This window comes from Kineococcus aridisoli (assembly GCF_050871885.1).
Classification (GTDB): domain Bacteria; phylum Actinomycetota; class Actinomycetes; order Actinomycetales; family Kineococcaceae; genus Kineococcus.
Window position 1 is genome coordinate 1 of the sequence record NZ_JBJLSF010000035.1, and the last position, 13,895, is coordinate 13,895.

Below are 13,895 nucleotides of genomic sequence, written 5' to 3' on the forward strand. Positions count from 1 at the left end.
CCGCACCGCGGGGGCACCGCGGTGCGGGAGGTCGGCGTGCTCAGGCGGTGAGGGTCTCCTTGAGCTCGGCGATGCGGGCCAGCAGGCCGTTGACGAACTTCGGCGACTCGTCGGTCGAGAGCTCCTGGCTGATCTCCACGGCCTCGCTGACGGCCACGTGGTCGGGCACGTCCGCGGCGTACAGGACCTCCCAGGTGCCGATGCGCAGCACGGCCCGGTCCACCGCGGGCATCCGGTCGATCGTCCAGCCCATCGAGTACGTGGAGAGCACCTCGTCGATGCGCGCCTGGTGCTCGACGACGCCCTCCACGACCGTCACCGCGTACTCGCCGATCGGCGGGTCGGCGCGCACGATCCTGTCCTTGAGGACGGTCAGCGGGTCCAGCTGGCGCTGGTCGGCCTCGAAGAGGACCTCCAGCGCGCGCTTGCGCGCCTTGCGGCGGGCAGCCATCTCAGATCACGACCCTCAGTCGTTGACGCGGCCGAGGTAGTCGCCCGAGCGGGTGTCGACCTTGACCTTCGTGCCGGTCTCCAGGAACAGCGGGACCTGGATCTCCGCGCCGGTCTCCACGGTGGCCGGCTTGGTGCCGCCGGTGGAGCGGTCGCCCTGCAGACCCGGCTCGGTGTAGGTGATCTCCAGCACCACGGAGGTCGGCAGCTCCACGTACAGCGGGGTGCCCTCGTGGGTGGCGACCATGACCTCGAGGTTCTCGAGCATGTAGTCGGCGGCGTCGCCCACCGTCGCGGCCGGGATGGTGATCTGGTCGTAGGTCGAGGAGTCCATGAAGACGAAGTCCTCGCCGTCCTTGTACAGGTACTGCATGTCGCGCTTGTCGACCGTCGCGGTGTCGACCTTGGTGCCGGCGTTGAAGGTGCGGTCCACGACCTTGCCGGAGAGCACGTTCTTGAGCTTGGTCCGGACGAAGGCGCCGCCCTTGCCGGGCTTGACGTGCTGGAACTCGACCACCGACCAGAGGTTGCCGTCGAGGTTCAGCACGGTGCCGTTCTTCAGGTCGTTCGTCGATGCCACGTCGTCTCTCAGTCCGTCTCGTCTGCGTCTGTCGCGTCCCGCGGACCGGGACCGGACGCGGGTGGGGCGGGGCCATCGTACCGAGCGGGGCGAGGGCGCCCGCCTGCGCGCGTGGCGAGCAGGCGCGCCGGGCGTTGCGCCGGACGGTGGAGAGCCCGCGCGCGTCCGGGTGGCGCGCACGCCCACGACCTCAGTCGCCGCCCCCGGCGCCCGATGCCCGGAGGAGTCCACGGAGGGTCCGCACGAGAGCGCCGGAGGAGGCAGCGGATGCACGTCCCCACGGGCGCGGCCGCAGGCGGCGCCGCGCACGACGCCGGGCTGGGCACCCCCGGCGAGGGCACGGGCGCGCCCCGGCCGCGCCGGGCCGTCGTCGCGCTCGCGAGCGCCGCGACCGTCCTCGCGCTCGCGGCGGCCGTCGTCGCCCCCGTCGTGATCGGCGGGCAGCACGCCGACGCGGCCACCTCGCTGCGCACCGGACTGCAGCAGGTCGCCACCGCCCAGGCGGCCTGGAAGGCCGAGAACGGCCGCTACACGACGCGGCTGGACGACCTGGGGCTGGCGCAGGTCCCGCAGGACGTGGCGATCGTGCACGCCGACGCGACCTCGTTCTGCGCCGGCGCCTACGACGCCTCCACCCGCTCGGTGCTCTTCTACTCCTCGGTCTCCGGCTTCTCCACCACCGCCTGCTCCTGAGGGGCGCGCCCGGCGCCCGGCGTCCGAGCGGGTGAACCCGCCGCCGCGGGCTGCAGGAGCGCCCCGCGGCGTCCGATGCCTGTCCGGAGGAGCGGAGGTCGACCATGTCGCAGGCAGTCCCCACCGGGGAGCACCCCACACCGGACGGCGAGTCCGCCCCGCGCCGGTACCGCCGCTCCGACGGCGTGCTGCTGGACTACGTGCGCGAGGCCGTGCCCGCCCCCGTCGACGAGGAGGTCGGGCACGAGACCGGGCACGAGACCGGGCACGAGACCGGGCACGCCGGTGCGGCCGCGCCCGTCCCCGTGCCGCCGGCCGTGCCGCTGCTCGCGCCCCCGGCGCCCGTCGCGCGGCCGGGCGCCCCGCGCAGCCCCGAGACGCCGGCGGCGCGGGCCCGGGCCCGCGCGCTGCCCGCGACCCCCGCGCCCGTGACCGCGCCGCCCCCGGTGCGCGACGCGTCCTTCGCTCCCGTCGTGGGCCGTCCCGCCCCGTTCAACCCCGGTGGCCGCTCGCAGGCCGCCTACGCCGCCGGCATCGGCCGCGCGAGCACCGACACCTCGGCCCCGGTGCGCCGCAAGCGCCGCGGCTCGGCGCTGCGCGCGCTCGCCACCGTCGGCGTCCTGCTCGTCCTGGCGGGTGCGGGCAAGGTCGCCGGCCCGGGCGTGTGGCAGGCCGCCCAGGACTGGTCGCGCGCGAGCGTGGTCTCGGACCTGGACGGCCTGGCGGCCGCGGAGGCCAGCTACCGGGCGCTCAACGGCACCTACGCCTCGGACCTGTCGCAGCTGTCCGTCCCGGACTCCTTCAACGACGTGCGGATCCTCAGCGCCGGCGCCGACGACTTCTGCCTGCGGGGCGAGGGGCTGGTCGGCGCACCGGTGCACTACTCCCCGCGGACCGGCGTCAGCGACGTGCCGTGCGCCCGCCCGTGATCAGCTCGCGCTGATCTCCGCGTAGGCCGCCTGCAGCAGCGCCGGGTCCGGGCCCTCCAGGCGCGAGGGGCGGCCGATGCCGTCGAGCACGACGAAGCGCAGCAGCGCCCCCCGGGACTTCTTGTCCCGCTTCATGGCGTCCAGCAGCTGCGGCCAGCGGTCGCCGCGGTAGGTCGTCGGCAGGCCCAGCGAGGTCAGCACCGCGCGGTGCCGGTCGGCGTCGGCGTCGGAGAGGCGCCCGGCCATCCGGGCCAGCTCGGCGACGTAGACCAGGCCGACGCTGACGGCGGCGCCGTGGCGCCACTGGTAGCGCTCGACGAGCTCCACGGCGTGGGCGAAGGTGTGCCCGTAGTTGAGGATCTCCCGCAGGTCGGACTCCTTGAGGTCCTCCCCCACGACGCGCGCCTTGACGCGCACGGCGCGCTCGACGAGCTCGGCCAGCACCGACGAGCGCGGGTCGGTGGCCGCCTGCACGCCGGCCTCGACGAGCTCGAGGATGCGCTCGTCGGCGATGAAGCCGCACTTGACGACCTCGGCCAGCCCGGCGCGCAGGTCGTGCGGCGGCAGCGTGTCGAGGGCGTCGAGGTCGCACAGGACGCCGGCGGGCGGGTGGAAGGAGCCGACGAGGTTCTTGCCCTCGGCGGTGTTGATGCCCGTCTTGCCGCCCACGGCGGCGTCGACCATCGCCAGCAGCGTCGTCGGCACGTGCACGACCCGCACCCCGCGCAGCCAGGTGGCGGCCACGAACCCGGCCAGGTCGGTGACCGCTCCCCCGCCGACGCCGACGACGGCGTCGGAGCGGGTGAAGTCCGACTGGCCGAGCACGGTCCAGCAGAAGGCGGCAACCTCGGCGGACTTGGCCTCCTCGCCGTCGGGCACCTCGGCGAGCACGGCCTCCAGCCCCTGGGCGACCAGGTCGTCGCGCACGGCCTCACCGGTGGTGCGCAGCGCCCGCGGGTGCACGACGAGCACCTTGGCCACCTTCGGGCCCAGCAGGCCGCGCAGCTCCCCCAGCAGCCCCCGGCCGATGAGGACGTCGTAGGGCGCCTCGCCCGGGACGGGGATGCGGACGGTCTCGGTGCTCATGGCTCCTCCGGGGAGTGCTGCGGCGCACCGGGCAGCGCGCCGTCGGGAGCGGGCGTGCCCGCCCGGGTCGTGTCGAGCACGGCGAGCGCGCCCAGCACCGCCGCCGCGACATCGGCGGCCGGCCGCCCGTCGGTGAGGACCTCGACGTCGGCGAGCGCCGTGAACACCGCGCGCCGCTCGGCGTGCAACTGCTCCAGGTCCCCGCGCTGCAGCACCGGCCGGCCGGTGTCGCCGCGGGTGCGCTCGCGGACCTGCGTCAGGGAGACGTCGAGGTGGACGACGGTGTGCCCGCGCAGCCGCGCGCGGGTGCCCTCGCGCCCGCACGCCCCGCCGCCGAGGGAGACCACGGCCTGCGGGCCGGCCAGCACGTCGGCGACCGCGGCCTCCTCGAGGTCGCGGAAGGCGGGCTCGCCGTCGGTGCGGAAGATCTCGGGGATGCCGCGGCCGGTGCACTGCTCGATCACCGCGTCGGTGTCGGTGGAGGGCAGCCCCAGCTGCGCGGCGAGCAAGCGCCCCACGGTGCTCTTGCCGGCGCCCATGAAGCCGACAAGCACGATCACGGGGAGGCTCCTGCGGTCGGGGACGGGCTGCGTCCCGCATCCTAGGCCGGGACGCAGGAAGGGCCCGCACCCCGAGGGGTGCGGGCCCTGCGCGCAGCGGCCGGCGTCAGCTGACGGCGGCGTCGCCGAAGTAGACGCGGTTGACGTCCGGGGCGGCCGGCGTCAGCGCCGCGTTGGGCGACGTGGTGACGACCTTGAGGTTGTCGACACCGCGCACATCCACGTCGAAGGCCACCGGGGCGCCCTTCGCGACGACGCCCGAGGCCAGCAGCTTCTCGTCGCCGTAGACGGCGACGGTGGAGGTCAGACCGCTGGTGTTGCCGTCGGCGATCCCGGCCACCATGGTGAAGCGGGAGCGCTTCGCGCCCAGCGACCAGGTGCCGTAGTCGGAGTTGCGGGGATCGGCGTCGAAGGCGGTCGAGCGCGGGTAGAAGCGCCCCGCGATCGTCGCGTGGTCGTGGCGGTAGCGACCGCTGCCCTGCACGTAGGGGAGGCCGTCGAGGTAGGTCTTCGGCGCGGTCCCGGGCGGCTGGCAGTTGGTGCGCTTGGCCGCCTCCTCGGTGATGCGGCTCGGGCCGCCGATCGCGTCGAGGTCGGCGTCCTCGCCGTACGGAGCCTGCAGCCGCTCGATCTCCAGGTTCGTCTGCTCGGTCAGGCAGGTGCTGGCCGTGAGCAGCAGGGGTCCCTCGTGACGGCCGGCGCGCGCGCCGGCCGCGAGGGCGTCGGCGAACGTCTCCCCGGAGGCGAGCGTGACCTCCTCCGCGTCGCGGAAGAACGCGGCGCTGACGCGGTTCGCCGTGTCGTAGCGGTCCGTGCCCGCGATGCGGGTGACCGGGCCGGAGGTGAACTCCCGCAGGCGTGCCAGCACCGCGTCACCGACCCGGTTCGCGCCGCCGACGACCGTGATGGCCTGCGGGCGCAGCCGCTGCAGCTCGGCGACGACGGACGCCGGGACGCTGTCGCCCTGCACGAGCAGCAGGGGCGAGTCCACGTGCGCGGCCGCGGCGCTGCCCGCCAGCGCGTCCGGGTAGTCGTACCCGGTGGCGATGACGACGTTCTGCACCCCGGCCGCCCCGGCGGCCGGGGTCGGGTACGAGACCGCCGACAGGGCCGCGGCGGTATCGAAGCGGTCCGCACCGCTGACCCGGCTGAGAGCGGCCCGAGTGTTCTGCTGCAGCCAGGTCATGACGTCGGCGCCGACGGAGGCCTCCCCGCCGACGACGACGACCTTGGAGGCGTAGACGATCCGCTCGCGGACGGCCTGCGGGAGCGCACCGCGTTCGGTGAGGTAGACGTTGCCACCCTCCACCGGCTTGCCCTTGCCGGCCACCGCGCCGGCGGTCAGGCCGTCGGGGTAGTTCGTGCCGGACACCACGTACGCGGTGTTCGTGGGCAGGTCGTCGACGAGCGCGGAGGTGATGTAGCGGTCCGCGCCGTAGACCTGGTGGAAGCGGACGGGAGAGGCGTCCGCGGCCGTCGCAGCCGCTCCACCGACGAGGCCGGCGAGGACGACCGCGGCCGTGGCACGCCGAGTGGCGGCGGGGGACGTGCGGATCATGGTGGTCTCCGAGGTGGTGGAGGGTCTGGTCGGGGTGGGCGGCGTCTCAGAAGGTGATGCCGGCGTTCTCGCCGCCACCGATCACGGTGAAGTACTGGGTGCCGCCGGCGGTGAAGACCGCGACGTCACCGCGCGCGATCGAGTCCAGGCCGATGCCCTTGAAGACCAGCGGGGTTCCGGGGACGGCCTCGCCGGCCTCGACCCAGACACCGGGCTCGTCGTTCACCTGGACGAGGTACTTGTCACCGCGCCCGCCGATCCAGCGGATCGTGCCCGTGACCTTGCCGACGACCGCGTCCGCGAGCTTGGTGTCCGCGGCGACGATCCAACCGAAGGCCTCGGTGTTGGTGTCGGCGAGCTTGGCCTGGCTGCTGGGCACGAAGACGGCCTGCCACACGTAGTCGTCGGTCACGCTGCAGTTCTTCGTCGTGCGGTTGATCCTCGCCGCGTCCTCGGAGGTGGCGGCGTTCTTGACCTGCTGCTCGCAGGCAGCCTTCTCCTCCGCGGTCATCGGCCGTTCCGTCGTGATGCCCCACGGGCGGTACACGGTCGAGGTGGAGGGGACGAGCGAGCCGGCGGTGAGCGAACCGGCGACGGGGTTGGTGCCGTCGGCGTCGAGGGTGAAGCCGCCCTCGCCGGTGGTGCTGCCCTCGGGGATCCCGTCGAACCTGACGACCCCCTTCTGCCAGGCGGGAGCGGTCGAACGGCTGACGGTCGGCGTCGCCTTCGGCGGGGTGGCGGGCGTCGTGGTGGTCGCCGTCGGGGCCTTCGTCGTCGTAGCGGTGGCCTTCGCGGTCGCCGACGGCTTGACGGTCACCGCAGAACCCCCCGCCGCCGGGGCGCTCGTCCCGGTGACGCCGGTCGAGCCGGTCGAGCCGGTCGAGGTGCCGCTCCCCTCCGCCTGCGCGGTCGATTCCACGTCGGCGGCGGCAGCGGGGGTGGCCAGCTGGTCGAAGATGTCGCGGCCGTTCGCCGCGAAGGCGACGGAGGAGGACGGTCCCGTCGTCTCGGACACCGAGGGTGTCGCGAGAGCCCCCGGTGCGCCGACGGCGGAGGCGTCCGCGGAGGGGACGCTGCCCAGCCACAGGAACGCACCGGCACCGCCGGCGAGGACGGCCACGGCCGCCACGCCCCCGAGCACGGCGCGCACCGGCCGGCGGTCGCCCGGCACCTCGTCGAAGAACCCGGGCAGCTCGACCTCGGGCAGCTCGGCGGACTCGTCAGCGGGCTTGCCCCACATCAGCTCTCACTCCCGTCGGTCGTGGTGGTGGCGGTGCCGGCCTCGGTGGTGCCGGCGGTCTGCGCGTCGCGCATGACGAAGACGCGGCCGGTCACCGTCGTGGTCACGCCCTCGCCCCCGTCCGTCGTGCTGGTGGCGAGGCTGAGGTCGTCGACCAGCAGGAAACGGCCCATGTCGGCCTGCAGCTGCTTGAGGAACAGCTCGGTGCCGGCGAAGGCGCCCTCGGTGGTCAGGGTGATCGGGAGGTCCACGACGACGGGACCGCTGGTGTCGGCCGCCGCGCCCGTGGCGTCGACGCCGTGCAGCACCGGGGCACCGGGGGCGACCGACAGCAGGGTGATCCCGCTGGCGGTGGCGTAGGTCTCAACCTGCCGCAGCAGCTGCTGCGTCTGCGCCTCGGCCGGCAGCTCGGCGGTGATCGCGGCGATCTCGGCGCGGCGCTCGTCGAGGGTCGCGAACTGCGCCTCGAGCAGCGCCGTCTCCTGCTCCAGCACCTGGTTGTCCTGCTGCGCCTGCAGCGTCTGGGTCGCCAGGTCCGCCGCCTCCGCGCGCTTGGGCGCGATCAGCAGGAAGTAGGTCGCCAGCAGCACCAGCACCGCGAGGACGCCGGTGCCGGCGATCCAGACGGTGTTCTTGTTCTGCGTCATCTCGTCGGGCCTCCTGTCGTCTCTCGGGTCACCGCGTCGACGACAGGGCGTCGTCGGTGAGCGTGGTGGTGGTGGTGAAGGTGATGAGCCCGGTGGCGGGATCGAGGGTGGAGCTGCTCAGGCGGGTGCCGGTCATGCCGCCGATGGTGTCCACCGCGTCCATGAACGCCGCCACCTGCGCCTGGCTCCTCGTCTGGCCGGTCACCGAGACCGTGCCGATGCCGGCGACCGCGAGGGGGTCGGCGCCGACGACCTCCTCCGCCGCACCCGTCGCCGCACCGGTCGCCGCACCCGGGGTGACCTTCAGGTCGACGGCCGTGAGCGCCAGGTCGAGCGGTGCTCGGCCGGCGAGCTGGTCCAGGAGCAGGTACGTGGGCACGTCGCCGGCCGTGACCTGCCGCTGGACGTCCTTGGCGTCCTCCAGCTGGCCGAGGACGACGGGCACGTCGGCGTAGGCGCGCTGGGCCTGCTGCAGCTGCAGCGTGCGCTGCTGCTCGGCGGCGAGGGCCTCCTTGGCCGTCGAGACGTGCCCGGCCGTGACGAGGGTGGCCGCGCACGCGACGCCGGCGACGGCCGCCAGCCCCGCGCCGAGCCCGATGCGCAGCAGCCGGCTGCCGCGGGCCGCGGCGACCTCGCGCGGCAGCAGGTCGACGCGGACCACGCTGGTGCGCGTGGTGAGCGCGTCGAGCGTCTGGAGGCTCATGAGACCGCTCCGAGGGCGAGGCCGACGGGCACCGCCGCCAGCGGGTGGATGGCTGCGAGCTGGTGCTCGTCCAGGCCGGTGCGGCCGAGGCGCACGTTGGAGAGCACGTCGGCGGGGGCGACCGGCTTGCGGGTGACCTGCTGCAGCTTGTGCGAGACGTCCGCCAGCAGGGACCCGCCGCCGGAGACGAGGATCCGCTCGACGGGGAACTGGGGGTTGGAGGCCGCGTAGTAGTCCAGCGAACCGCGGACCTCGTCGACGAAGACCTCGGTCATCAGCTCCACGGCCGAGGCCGCCAGCTGGGCCTCGGCGTCCGTCAGCTCCTCGGCGTTGCCGCGCTTGACCGCCTCGGCCACCGAGGAGGGCAGGCCCACGCGCTCGGCGATCGCGTCGGTGATGTCCTGACCGCCCATGAGCAGGATGCGGACGAAGCGGGGCGAACCGCCGGAGTGGATGACGAGGTTGCTGACCCGGGCGCCGATGTCCAGCAGCGCCTCGGTCGCGACGTCGCTGTGCTGCTTGCCCGCGGCGCGCAGCACGGCGAAGGAGGTCAGGTCGACCGACGTCGCGCGCAGGCCGGCCGCCTCCACCGCGTGCACGTTGGACAGGACCGCGTCGCGGGTCGCGGCGACGAGCAGGCCGCGCAGGCGCCGGCCGTCCTCGTCGTTGAGCTCCTCGGTGACGTGGAAGTCCAGGACGGAGTCCTCGACGGGCATCGGCAGGTACTCCTGCACCTGCAGCGGCAGCGAGGACTTCAGCTCGGCCCGAGGCAGCCACGGCAGCTCGAGCTGGCGCACGACGACGCGCTGGCTGGCGACGCCGAGGGCCACGCGCTTGCCCTTGAAGCCGCTGGCCTTCCACAGCGTCTTGAGCGCCTCCACGACCGCGGGGCGGTCGAGCACCTCGCCGTCGCGGACCGCCCCCTCGGGGAGGGCGACCTGCCCGAACTTCTCCAGCGTGATGCCGTCACGTCCGTAGGACAGCTCGGCGGCGCGAACGCCCGAAGTGCCGATGTCGAGACCGACGGCGGTTCGTCCGGGCACGTCGCCTCCTCCAGAGTCGGTGGGTGGTGGGCCCGGTGGGGCCCGAGGTGATGATCGGAACCGCCGGCACCCTCCTTGAGGCCGCTGCGGCGATGTCGCCCGATGGGACCCGGGCGCGCGGGTTCAGACGGTGCCCAGTCCCACGAGGGAGAGGTACCAGTCCCCGACCGGCTCGGCGACGACGAGGGCGAGCAGCGCGCCAACCAGCATCGCCGGCCCGAAGGGCATCTTCGAGCGCCGGCCCGCGGCGGTGAACAGCACGAGGGGGACGGCGACGAGACCGCCGAGCAGGAAGGCCAGGAAGCCGCCGACCGCCAGCGCGTCCCAGCTCCACCAGGCGAGGTAGAGACCCAGGACCCCGGCCAGCTTCACGTCCCCGAGGCCCATGCCGCCGGGTTTCACCACGAAGACGACCGCGTACAGCAGGAAGAGCGCGCAGCCGCCGGCCAGGGCGCGCAGCAGGGCCGCCCAGTCCCCCGACCCGGCGCTCGCCGCGGTCAGCAGGACCAGGGCGACGCCGTAGGACGGCAGGACGATGCGGTCCGGCAGCCGGTGGACCTGGAGGTCGATCAGCGTCAGGGGGACGGCGATCCCGGCCAGGTACAGGTACGCGGGCAGGGCCCAGGTCGGCCCCACCACGGCGGCGGTGGCGGCGAACAGGACCCCGGTCGCGAGCTCCACGAGGGGGTAGCGGACGCTGATGGGCGCTGCGCAGTCCCGGCAGCGCCCGCGCAGCAGCACCCACGAGAGCACCGGCACGTTGTCGCGCCGGCGCACCTCGTGGCCGCACCCGGGGCACCGGCTGGCGGGACGCACGACCGAGAGCCCGAGCGGCACCCGGTGGGCGACGACATTGAGGAAGGAGCCGACGAGCAGGCCGAACAGGCCGGCGGCGACGACCTCAGGCGACATCGTGCTGGACCTCGCGCACCGCGCTGACGCCAGGGTCGCTGATGAGCTGCGGGGCGTTCCACTTCTGCGCCGAGCCGCCGTTGCAGGCCGCCGAGACCATGCGGGAGAAGTTCCCGTTGTTCCACCTCGGCCCGACGCTCAGGCAGCGGCCGGAGAAGTCCACGAACGTGTAGCTGTCGGCGTAGTCCGGCATCTTGTAGAAGCGGGTGAACCGCTGCTCGGCGCGGCCATCGCAGGTGCGGAAGACGAGGTTGGCGTCCGCGTCGGCCACCGACGCGGCCGCCGCGGTGAGGCAGTACTTCCTCGCCGGGTCGTTGTGCTGTAGGACGTAGATGCTCTGCGTGGCGGCGATGTTCTCGGTGTAGTACCACTTGTGGTTCCACTTGAGCTTGCTGCCGCCCGACGGGTCCTGCTTGCAGGGATAGATGATCATCAGCGAGTAGTTGATGTCCTCGTTGGTGACGTCCATGCAGCGGCCGAATTCGAAGTAGTTGACGATCTGCTTGGTCTGGTAGGACGCCGCACCGGCACCGACGCTGGGGTCGGGGGCGAAGGAACCCCACTCCTGGTCGCTGGCGCAGGCGCCGTTGCGCAGGACCCTGCCGGCCATCGCGGTGTCCGCGACGTTCGAGCCGGTCCCCAGGCAGCGGCTGCCGTAGTCGGTGTTGCCGTTGTTCTGCCCCTTGAACCGGGCACCACCCTCGTAGCTCCACAGCTGTGCGGGCTTCGCCGGGTCGCACACCGCCAGCTCGACGTCGGCGTCGGCGTTAGTTTTGCCCTGCAGGCACAGGCGCGTGGCCTTGAGCGTGCTGGCGAGCACGATGGTGTAGTCCGTGTTGTAGACCCACATCTGCCTGACGTCGTTGAAGGCGCAGGCGCCGGACGCGACGTACTTGACCTTGGCGCCGACCGTCGCGGACTCCGCCTGCAGGCAGTACTTGCTCCCGGGCGCGCTCCACATGATGCCGCCGGCGATGTTGCCGTTGTCGAGCTGGAAGGAGTAGAGCGCCTTCAGCTTGCGGTTGCCCACATCCGCGGCCTGACCCTTCACGGCGGGCGCCGCGCCCTCGGAGGTGATGACCGCGTGCGAGGGGACGTACTGCGTGCCGCCGCCGGGGGTGCAGGTGATCCTGCGGATCGCCTGCTCGGCGGCCGACAGCTCGGTCGGGTCGGTGTCGTAGTAGGTGATGGACACCGAGTAGTTCTGGTTCCCGACGGCTCCGGTGAGCGAGCAGGGCAGCTTGTTCTTGCCCCCGAAGGCGACGTTGTCGGCGTTGTAGGTGCCGATGGCCGCCCGCATCTGGGAGGTCGCCGCGTCGATCCCCGCCTGCGCGGTGGCCAGGGTCGCGGTGCGCTTGGCCTGCACGCGCGTGGGCAGCATCTGGCTGAGGACGAGGCCGAGGATGACGACGCTCAGCGCCGCCGTCACGAGCACGCTCGTCATGACGATGAGCAGCGCGGCGCCCTCGTCCTGCCGGCCGTGCTGCGCGTCGAGGCGGGTCCGCAGGATCCGCACGAGTCCAGTCATCGTCCTCACCGGGTCCGGTTGGTCGTCGGGGAGCAGACCGCGGACCCGAGGTTCGAGTCGGACTGCGAGCTGCTGTTCTGTGCCGTGAAGGTGGTCTGCAGGACGTCCACCGCCCGGCGGCTGCCGTCGGAGGCGCGGCGCGGGGACTCCAGGCGCACGGCGATGGTCTGCTGCCTCAGCTCGTCCGTCGTCCCCGCGGCCTGGGTGGCCAAGGTCCGGGTGAAGGGCTGCCGGGTGGCGTCCGTCAGCAGCGCCGCGTCGGTGGACAGGCCCGTCGCCAGCGTGCGCCAGGTGGACCCCGCGGGTTGCGTCGAGTCCCACGACCGCTCCTCGAGCAGGCCGGAGGAGACCGCGTAGCGCCACTGCGTGCACCGGGGGTTCCCGCCGTCGACGATGGGGTCGCGGAACTCCACCCACCACGCGCCGTCCACGACGGCCGGCGCGTTGACAGACTCCGCGTAGCGGGCCTCGAGGTCCATCGCCTGGAACGCCTTGCGCATCTGGTCGGTGGCGTCCGACACCTGCTGCGTGCGGTTGGTGTCGCGGACCATCAGCTGCAGACCGGCCACGAAGACGGCGAAGCAGATCGAGAAGATCAGCATCCCGACGAGGGTCTCGACGAGGGTCATGCCCTCGTCGGCGGGCTGCTCGCTCACGCGATCACCTGGACCGTGAGGTTCGTGGCGGCGGTCCTGAGGTTGCTGGAGTCGCCGACACCGCGCAGCACGTACGTCCACCGGCACGTCTCCAGCGCGTTCGCCGTGGTGACGGTGAACCGGTTGCTCGTGCCGACGCGGGTCAGACCGCAGCTGCCGGCCGTGCGCACGGGGGTCTCGACGTACACGGACGGCCCTCCGGTGGGCTTGTCGTTGGCGAGCACGTCGATCGTCGTGGCGCTCGTCAGGAGCTTGGCGGTGAAGGTGTCGGCGGTGGCGACCGGCTGCACCGGGACGGTCATCGTCACCGTCTTGGAGGCCTGGCCGTCGTTGTTGCGCACGAACCAGCGCACCCAGTAGGTGCCCACCGTGTTCAGCGGCGGCGTGAACGTGAGCTCCTTGCCGGAGAAGCGGGTGGCGGCGTCGTAGGGCGCGCCGTCGATGTTGAAGCTGCCGGTGCCGGCATTGGTGGAGCTGACGTAGATCCGGGAGTACTGGTCGGTGTTGCCGGCGTCCACGAGGGTGCGCAGCGACACGGCGCTGGAGGTGCCGGTCTGCGCGGTGGTTCCCTGCGTGCTCGGCTCGATGACGGGAGCCGGCGTGACGCTCCAGCGCAGCTCGGCGGAGGGGTCCACGAGGGTGTCGGTGCGGTAGGTGCAGGTGCCGGCCTGGCAGCGCGAGGAGCGGGCGCCGTTGGACCAGCTCACCTCGACGATGACGCGGTACATCCGGACGTGGCCGGTGACGGTGCTCTGCGCGTTGCTCGCGCCGGCCCTCGTGCACTGCTCGTTCGAGACGCTGCCGGTCGGCCGGAAGCAGACCCCGACGAGCGTGGAGATCCGGTAGGTCTGCCCCTGCTGCTGCACGGTCGACGTCAGCGGCAGCGCGGGCACGGAGGCGGCACCGGCCGAGGAGTCCCAGGCGGGGAGCGTGCTGGTCTTGAGCGGCGCGGTGGAGGCGCTCCACTGCGTGTTCACCGCGTTCTCTGAACGGCCGGCGAGGAGGTACTTGACCTGGACGGCGCGCGCGGAGTCCATGGCCTGGGTCGCCAGCGCGGTGGCGGCCTGGTTGCGCTGCTGCTCGCTGGCGGCGACGGAGCCGCGCAGGAAGAAGGCGGCGGTCGAGGCGGCGATCGCCGCGAGCAGCACGAGGGCGACGACCACCTCGACGAGGGAGAAGCCGGCATCGCGGTGGTCTCCCGGCGACGGGTCCGTCATGTCCGGCCCTCCCTGAACGTCGTGCGCCCCGTCGGGCGGTCGGTGCACCACGGACCTGCCGCGGGGCCTTCGGAGTGGTGATCGGTGCCCGTT

15 protein-coding genes are annotated in these 13,895 nt (G+C 73.3%); 2 read left to right on the top strand and 13 right to left on the bottom strand.

Going from position 1 to position 13,895, the window contains the following annotated elements:
- Nucleotides 1–40 precede the first annotated feature (40 nt).
- A complete protein-coding gene (gene nusB / locus ACRYM2_RS11445; RefSeq protein WP_432522453.1) occupies nucleotides 41–451 on the bottom strand; it encodes a transcription antitermination factor NusB in 411 nt (136 codons plus the stop codon).
- A 15-nt stretch (nucleotides 452–466) separates the two neighbouring features.
- Nucleotides 467–1,030: an elongation factor P gene (efp, locus tag ACRYM2_RS11450; protein WP_166617906.1), complete on the bottom strand. Its 564-nt coding sequence runs from the start codon at nucleotides 1,028–1,030 to the stop codon at nucleotides 467–469.
- A 267-nt stretch (nucleotides 1,031–1,297) separates the two neighbouring features.
- Between efp and ACRYM2_RS11455 the strand changes: the two genes are divergently transcribed.
- A complete protein-coding gene (locus ACRYM2_RS11455) occupies nucleotides 1,298–1,723 on the top strand; it encodes a hypothetical protein (protein ID WP_432522455.1) in 426 nt (141 codons plus the stop codon).
- 104 nt (nucleotides 1,724–1,827) lie between these two features.
- Nucleotides 1,828–2,652 carry a hypothetical protein gene (locus tag ACRYM2_RS11460; RefSeq protein WP_432522457.1) on the top strand — a complete coding sequence of 275 codons (825 nt, stop codon included), beginning with the start codon at nucleotides 1,828–1,830 and terminating at the stop codon, nucleotides 2,650–2,652.
- On the opposite strand, the gene aroB is transcribed toward ACRYM2_RS11460, so the two are convergent.
- The 11 genes from aroB to ACRYM2_RS11515 form a co-directional block, all read right to left on the bottom strand.
- Entirely contained in the window at nucleotides 2,653–3,738 is a 1,086-nt protein-coding gene (gene aroB / locus ACRYM2_RS11465) for a 3-dehydroquinate synthase (protein ID WP_432522459.1), read from the bottom strand.
- A complete protein-coding gene (locus ACRYM2_RS11470; protein ID WP_432522461.1) occupies nucleotides 3,735–4,298 on the bottom strand; it encodes a shikimate kinase in 564 nt (187 codons plus the stop codon). The genes aroB and ACRYM2_RS11470 overlap by 4 nt, the downstream gene beginning before the upstream one ends.
- A 106-nt stretch (nucleotides 4,299–4,404) precedes the next feature.
- Complete coding sequence (locus ACRYM2_RS11475; protein WP_432522463.1) at nucleotides 4,405–5,856, bottom strand: cell wall-binding repeat-containing protein; 1,452 nt, start codon at nucleotides 5,854–5,856, stop codon at nucleotides 4,405–4,407.
- 46 nt (nucleotides 5,857–5,902) lie between these two features.
- Nucleotides 5,903–7,096, bottom strand: a complete 1,194-nt coding sequence (locus ACRYM2_RS11480) for a hypothetical protein (RefSeq protein WP_432522465.1) — start codon at nucleotides 7,094–7,096, stop codon at nucleotides 5,903–5,905.
- A complete protein-coding gene (locus tag ACRYM2_RS11485) occupies nucleotides 7,096–7,743 on the bottom strand; it encodes a type 4a pilus biogenesis protein PilO (RefSeq protein ID WP_432522467.1) in 648 nt (215 codons plus the stop codon). The genes ACRYM2_RS11480 and ACRYM2_RS11485 overlap by 1 nt, the downstream gene beginning before the upstream one ends.
- 28 nt (nucleotides 7,744–7,771) lie before the next feature.
- Entirely contained in the window at nucleotides 7,772–8,446 is a 675-nt protein-coding gene (locus ACRYM2_RS11490; protein WP_432522469.1) for a hypothetical protein, read from the bottom strand.
- The gene (gene pilM / locus ACRYM2_RS11495) at nucleotides 8,443–9,489 is read right to left on the bottom strand and encodes a type IV pilus assembly protein PilM (RefSeq protein WP_432522471.1); all 1,047 of its coding nucleotides are present in this window, start codon (nucleotides 9,487–9,489) and stop codon (nucleotides 8,443–8,445) included. The genes ACRYM2_RS11490 and pilM overlap by 4 nt, the downstream gene beginning before the upstream one ends.
- A 123-nt stretch (nucleotides 9,490–9,612) precedes the next feature.
- Entirely contained in the window at nucleotides 9,613–10,401 is a 789-nt protein-coding gene (locus ACRYM2_RS11500; protein ID WP_432522473.1) for a prepilin peptidase, read from the bottom strand.
- Nucleotides 10,391–11,929, bottom strand: coding sequence for a ricin-type beta-trefoil lectin domain protein (locus tag ACRYM2_RS11505; protein ID WP_432522475.1), 1,539 nt, complete (start codon nucleotides 11,927–11,929; stop codon nucleotides 10,391–10,393). Before ACRYM2_RS11505 ends, ACRYM2_RS11500 begins: the two co-directional genes overlap by 11 nt.
- Before the next feature lie 5 nt (nucleotides 11,930–11,934).
- On the bottom strand, nucleotides 11,935–12,585 hold the full coding sequence (locus ACRYM2_RS11510) for a PulJ/GspJ family protein (protein ID WP_432522477.1): 651 nt from the start codon (nucleotides 12,583–12,585) through the stop codon (nucleotides 11,935–11,937).
- Nucleotides 12,582–13,802 carry a prepilin-type N-terminal cleavage/methylation domain-containing protein gene (locus ACRYM2_RS11515; protein ID WP_432522479.1) on the bottom strand — a complete coding sequence of 407 codons (1,221 nt, stop codon included), beginning with the start codon at nucleotides 13,800–13,802 and terminating at the stop codon, nucleotides 12,582–12,584. Before ACRYM2_RS11515 ends, ACRYM2_RS11510 begins: the two co-directional genes overlap by 4 nt.
- Nucleotides 13,803–13,895 lie beyond the last annotated feature (93 nt).

Bases quoted from the DNA above. Each gene is read 5' to 3' on its own strand.
- nusB (WP_432522453.1), bottom strand. From the start codon at position 451: ATGGCTGCCCGCCGCAAGGCGCGCAAGCGCGCGCTGGAGGTCCTCTTC.
- ACRYM2_RS11455 (WP_432522455.1), top strand. From the start codon at position 1,298: ATGCACGTCCCCACGGGCGCGGCCGCAGGCGGCGCCGCGCACGACGCC.
- ACRYM2_RS11460 (WP_432522457.1), top strand. From the start codon at position 1,828: ATGTCGCAGGCAGTCCCCACCGGGGAGCACCCCACACCGGACGGCGAG.
- aroB (WP_432522459.1), bottom strand. From the start codon at position 3,738: ATGAGCACCGAGACCGTCCGCATCCCCGTCCCGGGCGAGGCGCCCTAC.
- ACRYM2_RS11475 (WP_432522463.1), bottom strand. From the start codon at position 5,856: ATGATCCGCACGTCCCCCGCCGCCACTCGGCGTGCCACGGCCGCGGTC.
- ACRYM2_RS11480 (WP_432522465.1), bottom strand. From the start codon at position 7,096: ATGTGGGGCAAGCCCGCTGACGAGTCCGCCGAGCTGCCCGAGGTCGAG.
- ACRYM2_RS11485 (WP_432522467.1), bottom strand. From the start codon at position 7,743: ATGACGCAGAACAAGAACACCGTCTGGATCGCCGGCACCGGCGTCCTC.
- ACRYM2_RS11490 (WP_432522469.1), bottom strand. From the start codon at position 8,446: ATGAGCCTCCAGACGCTCGACGCGCTCACCACGCGCACCAGCGTGGTC.
- ACRYM2_RS11500 (WP_432522473.1), bottom strand. From the start codon at position 10,401: ATGTCGCCTGAGGTCGTCGCCGCCGGCCTGTTCGGCCTGCTCGTCGGC.
- ACRYM2_RS11505 (WP_432522475.1), bottom strand. From the start codon at position 11,929: ATGACTGGACTCGTGCGGATCCTGCGGACCCGCCTCGACGCGCAGCAC.
- ACRYM2_RS11515 (WP_432522479.1), bottom strand. From the start codon at position 13,802: ATGACGGACCCGTCGCCGGGAGACCACCGCGATGCCGGCTTCTCCCTC.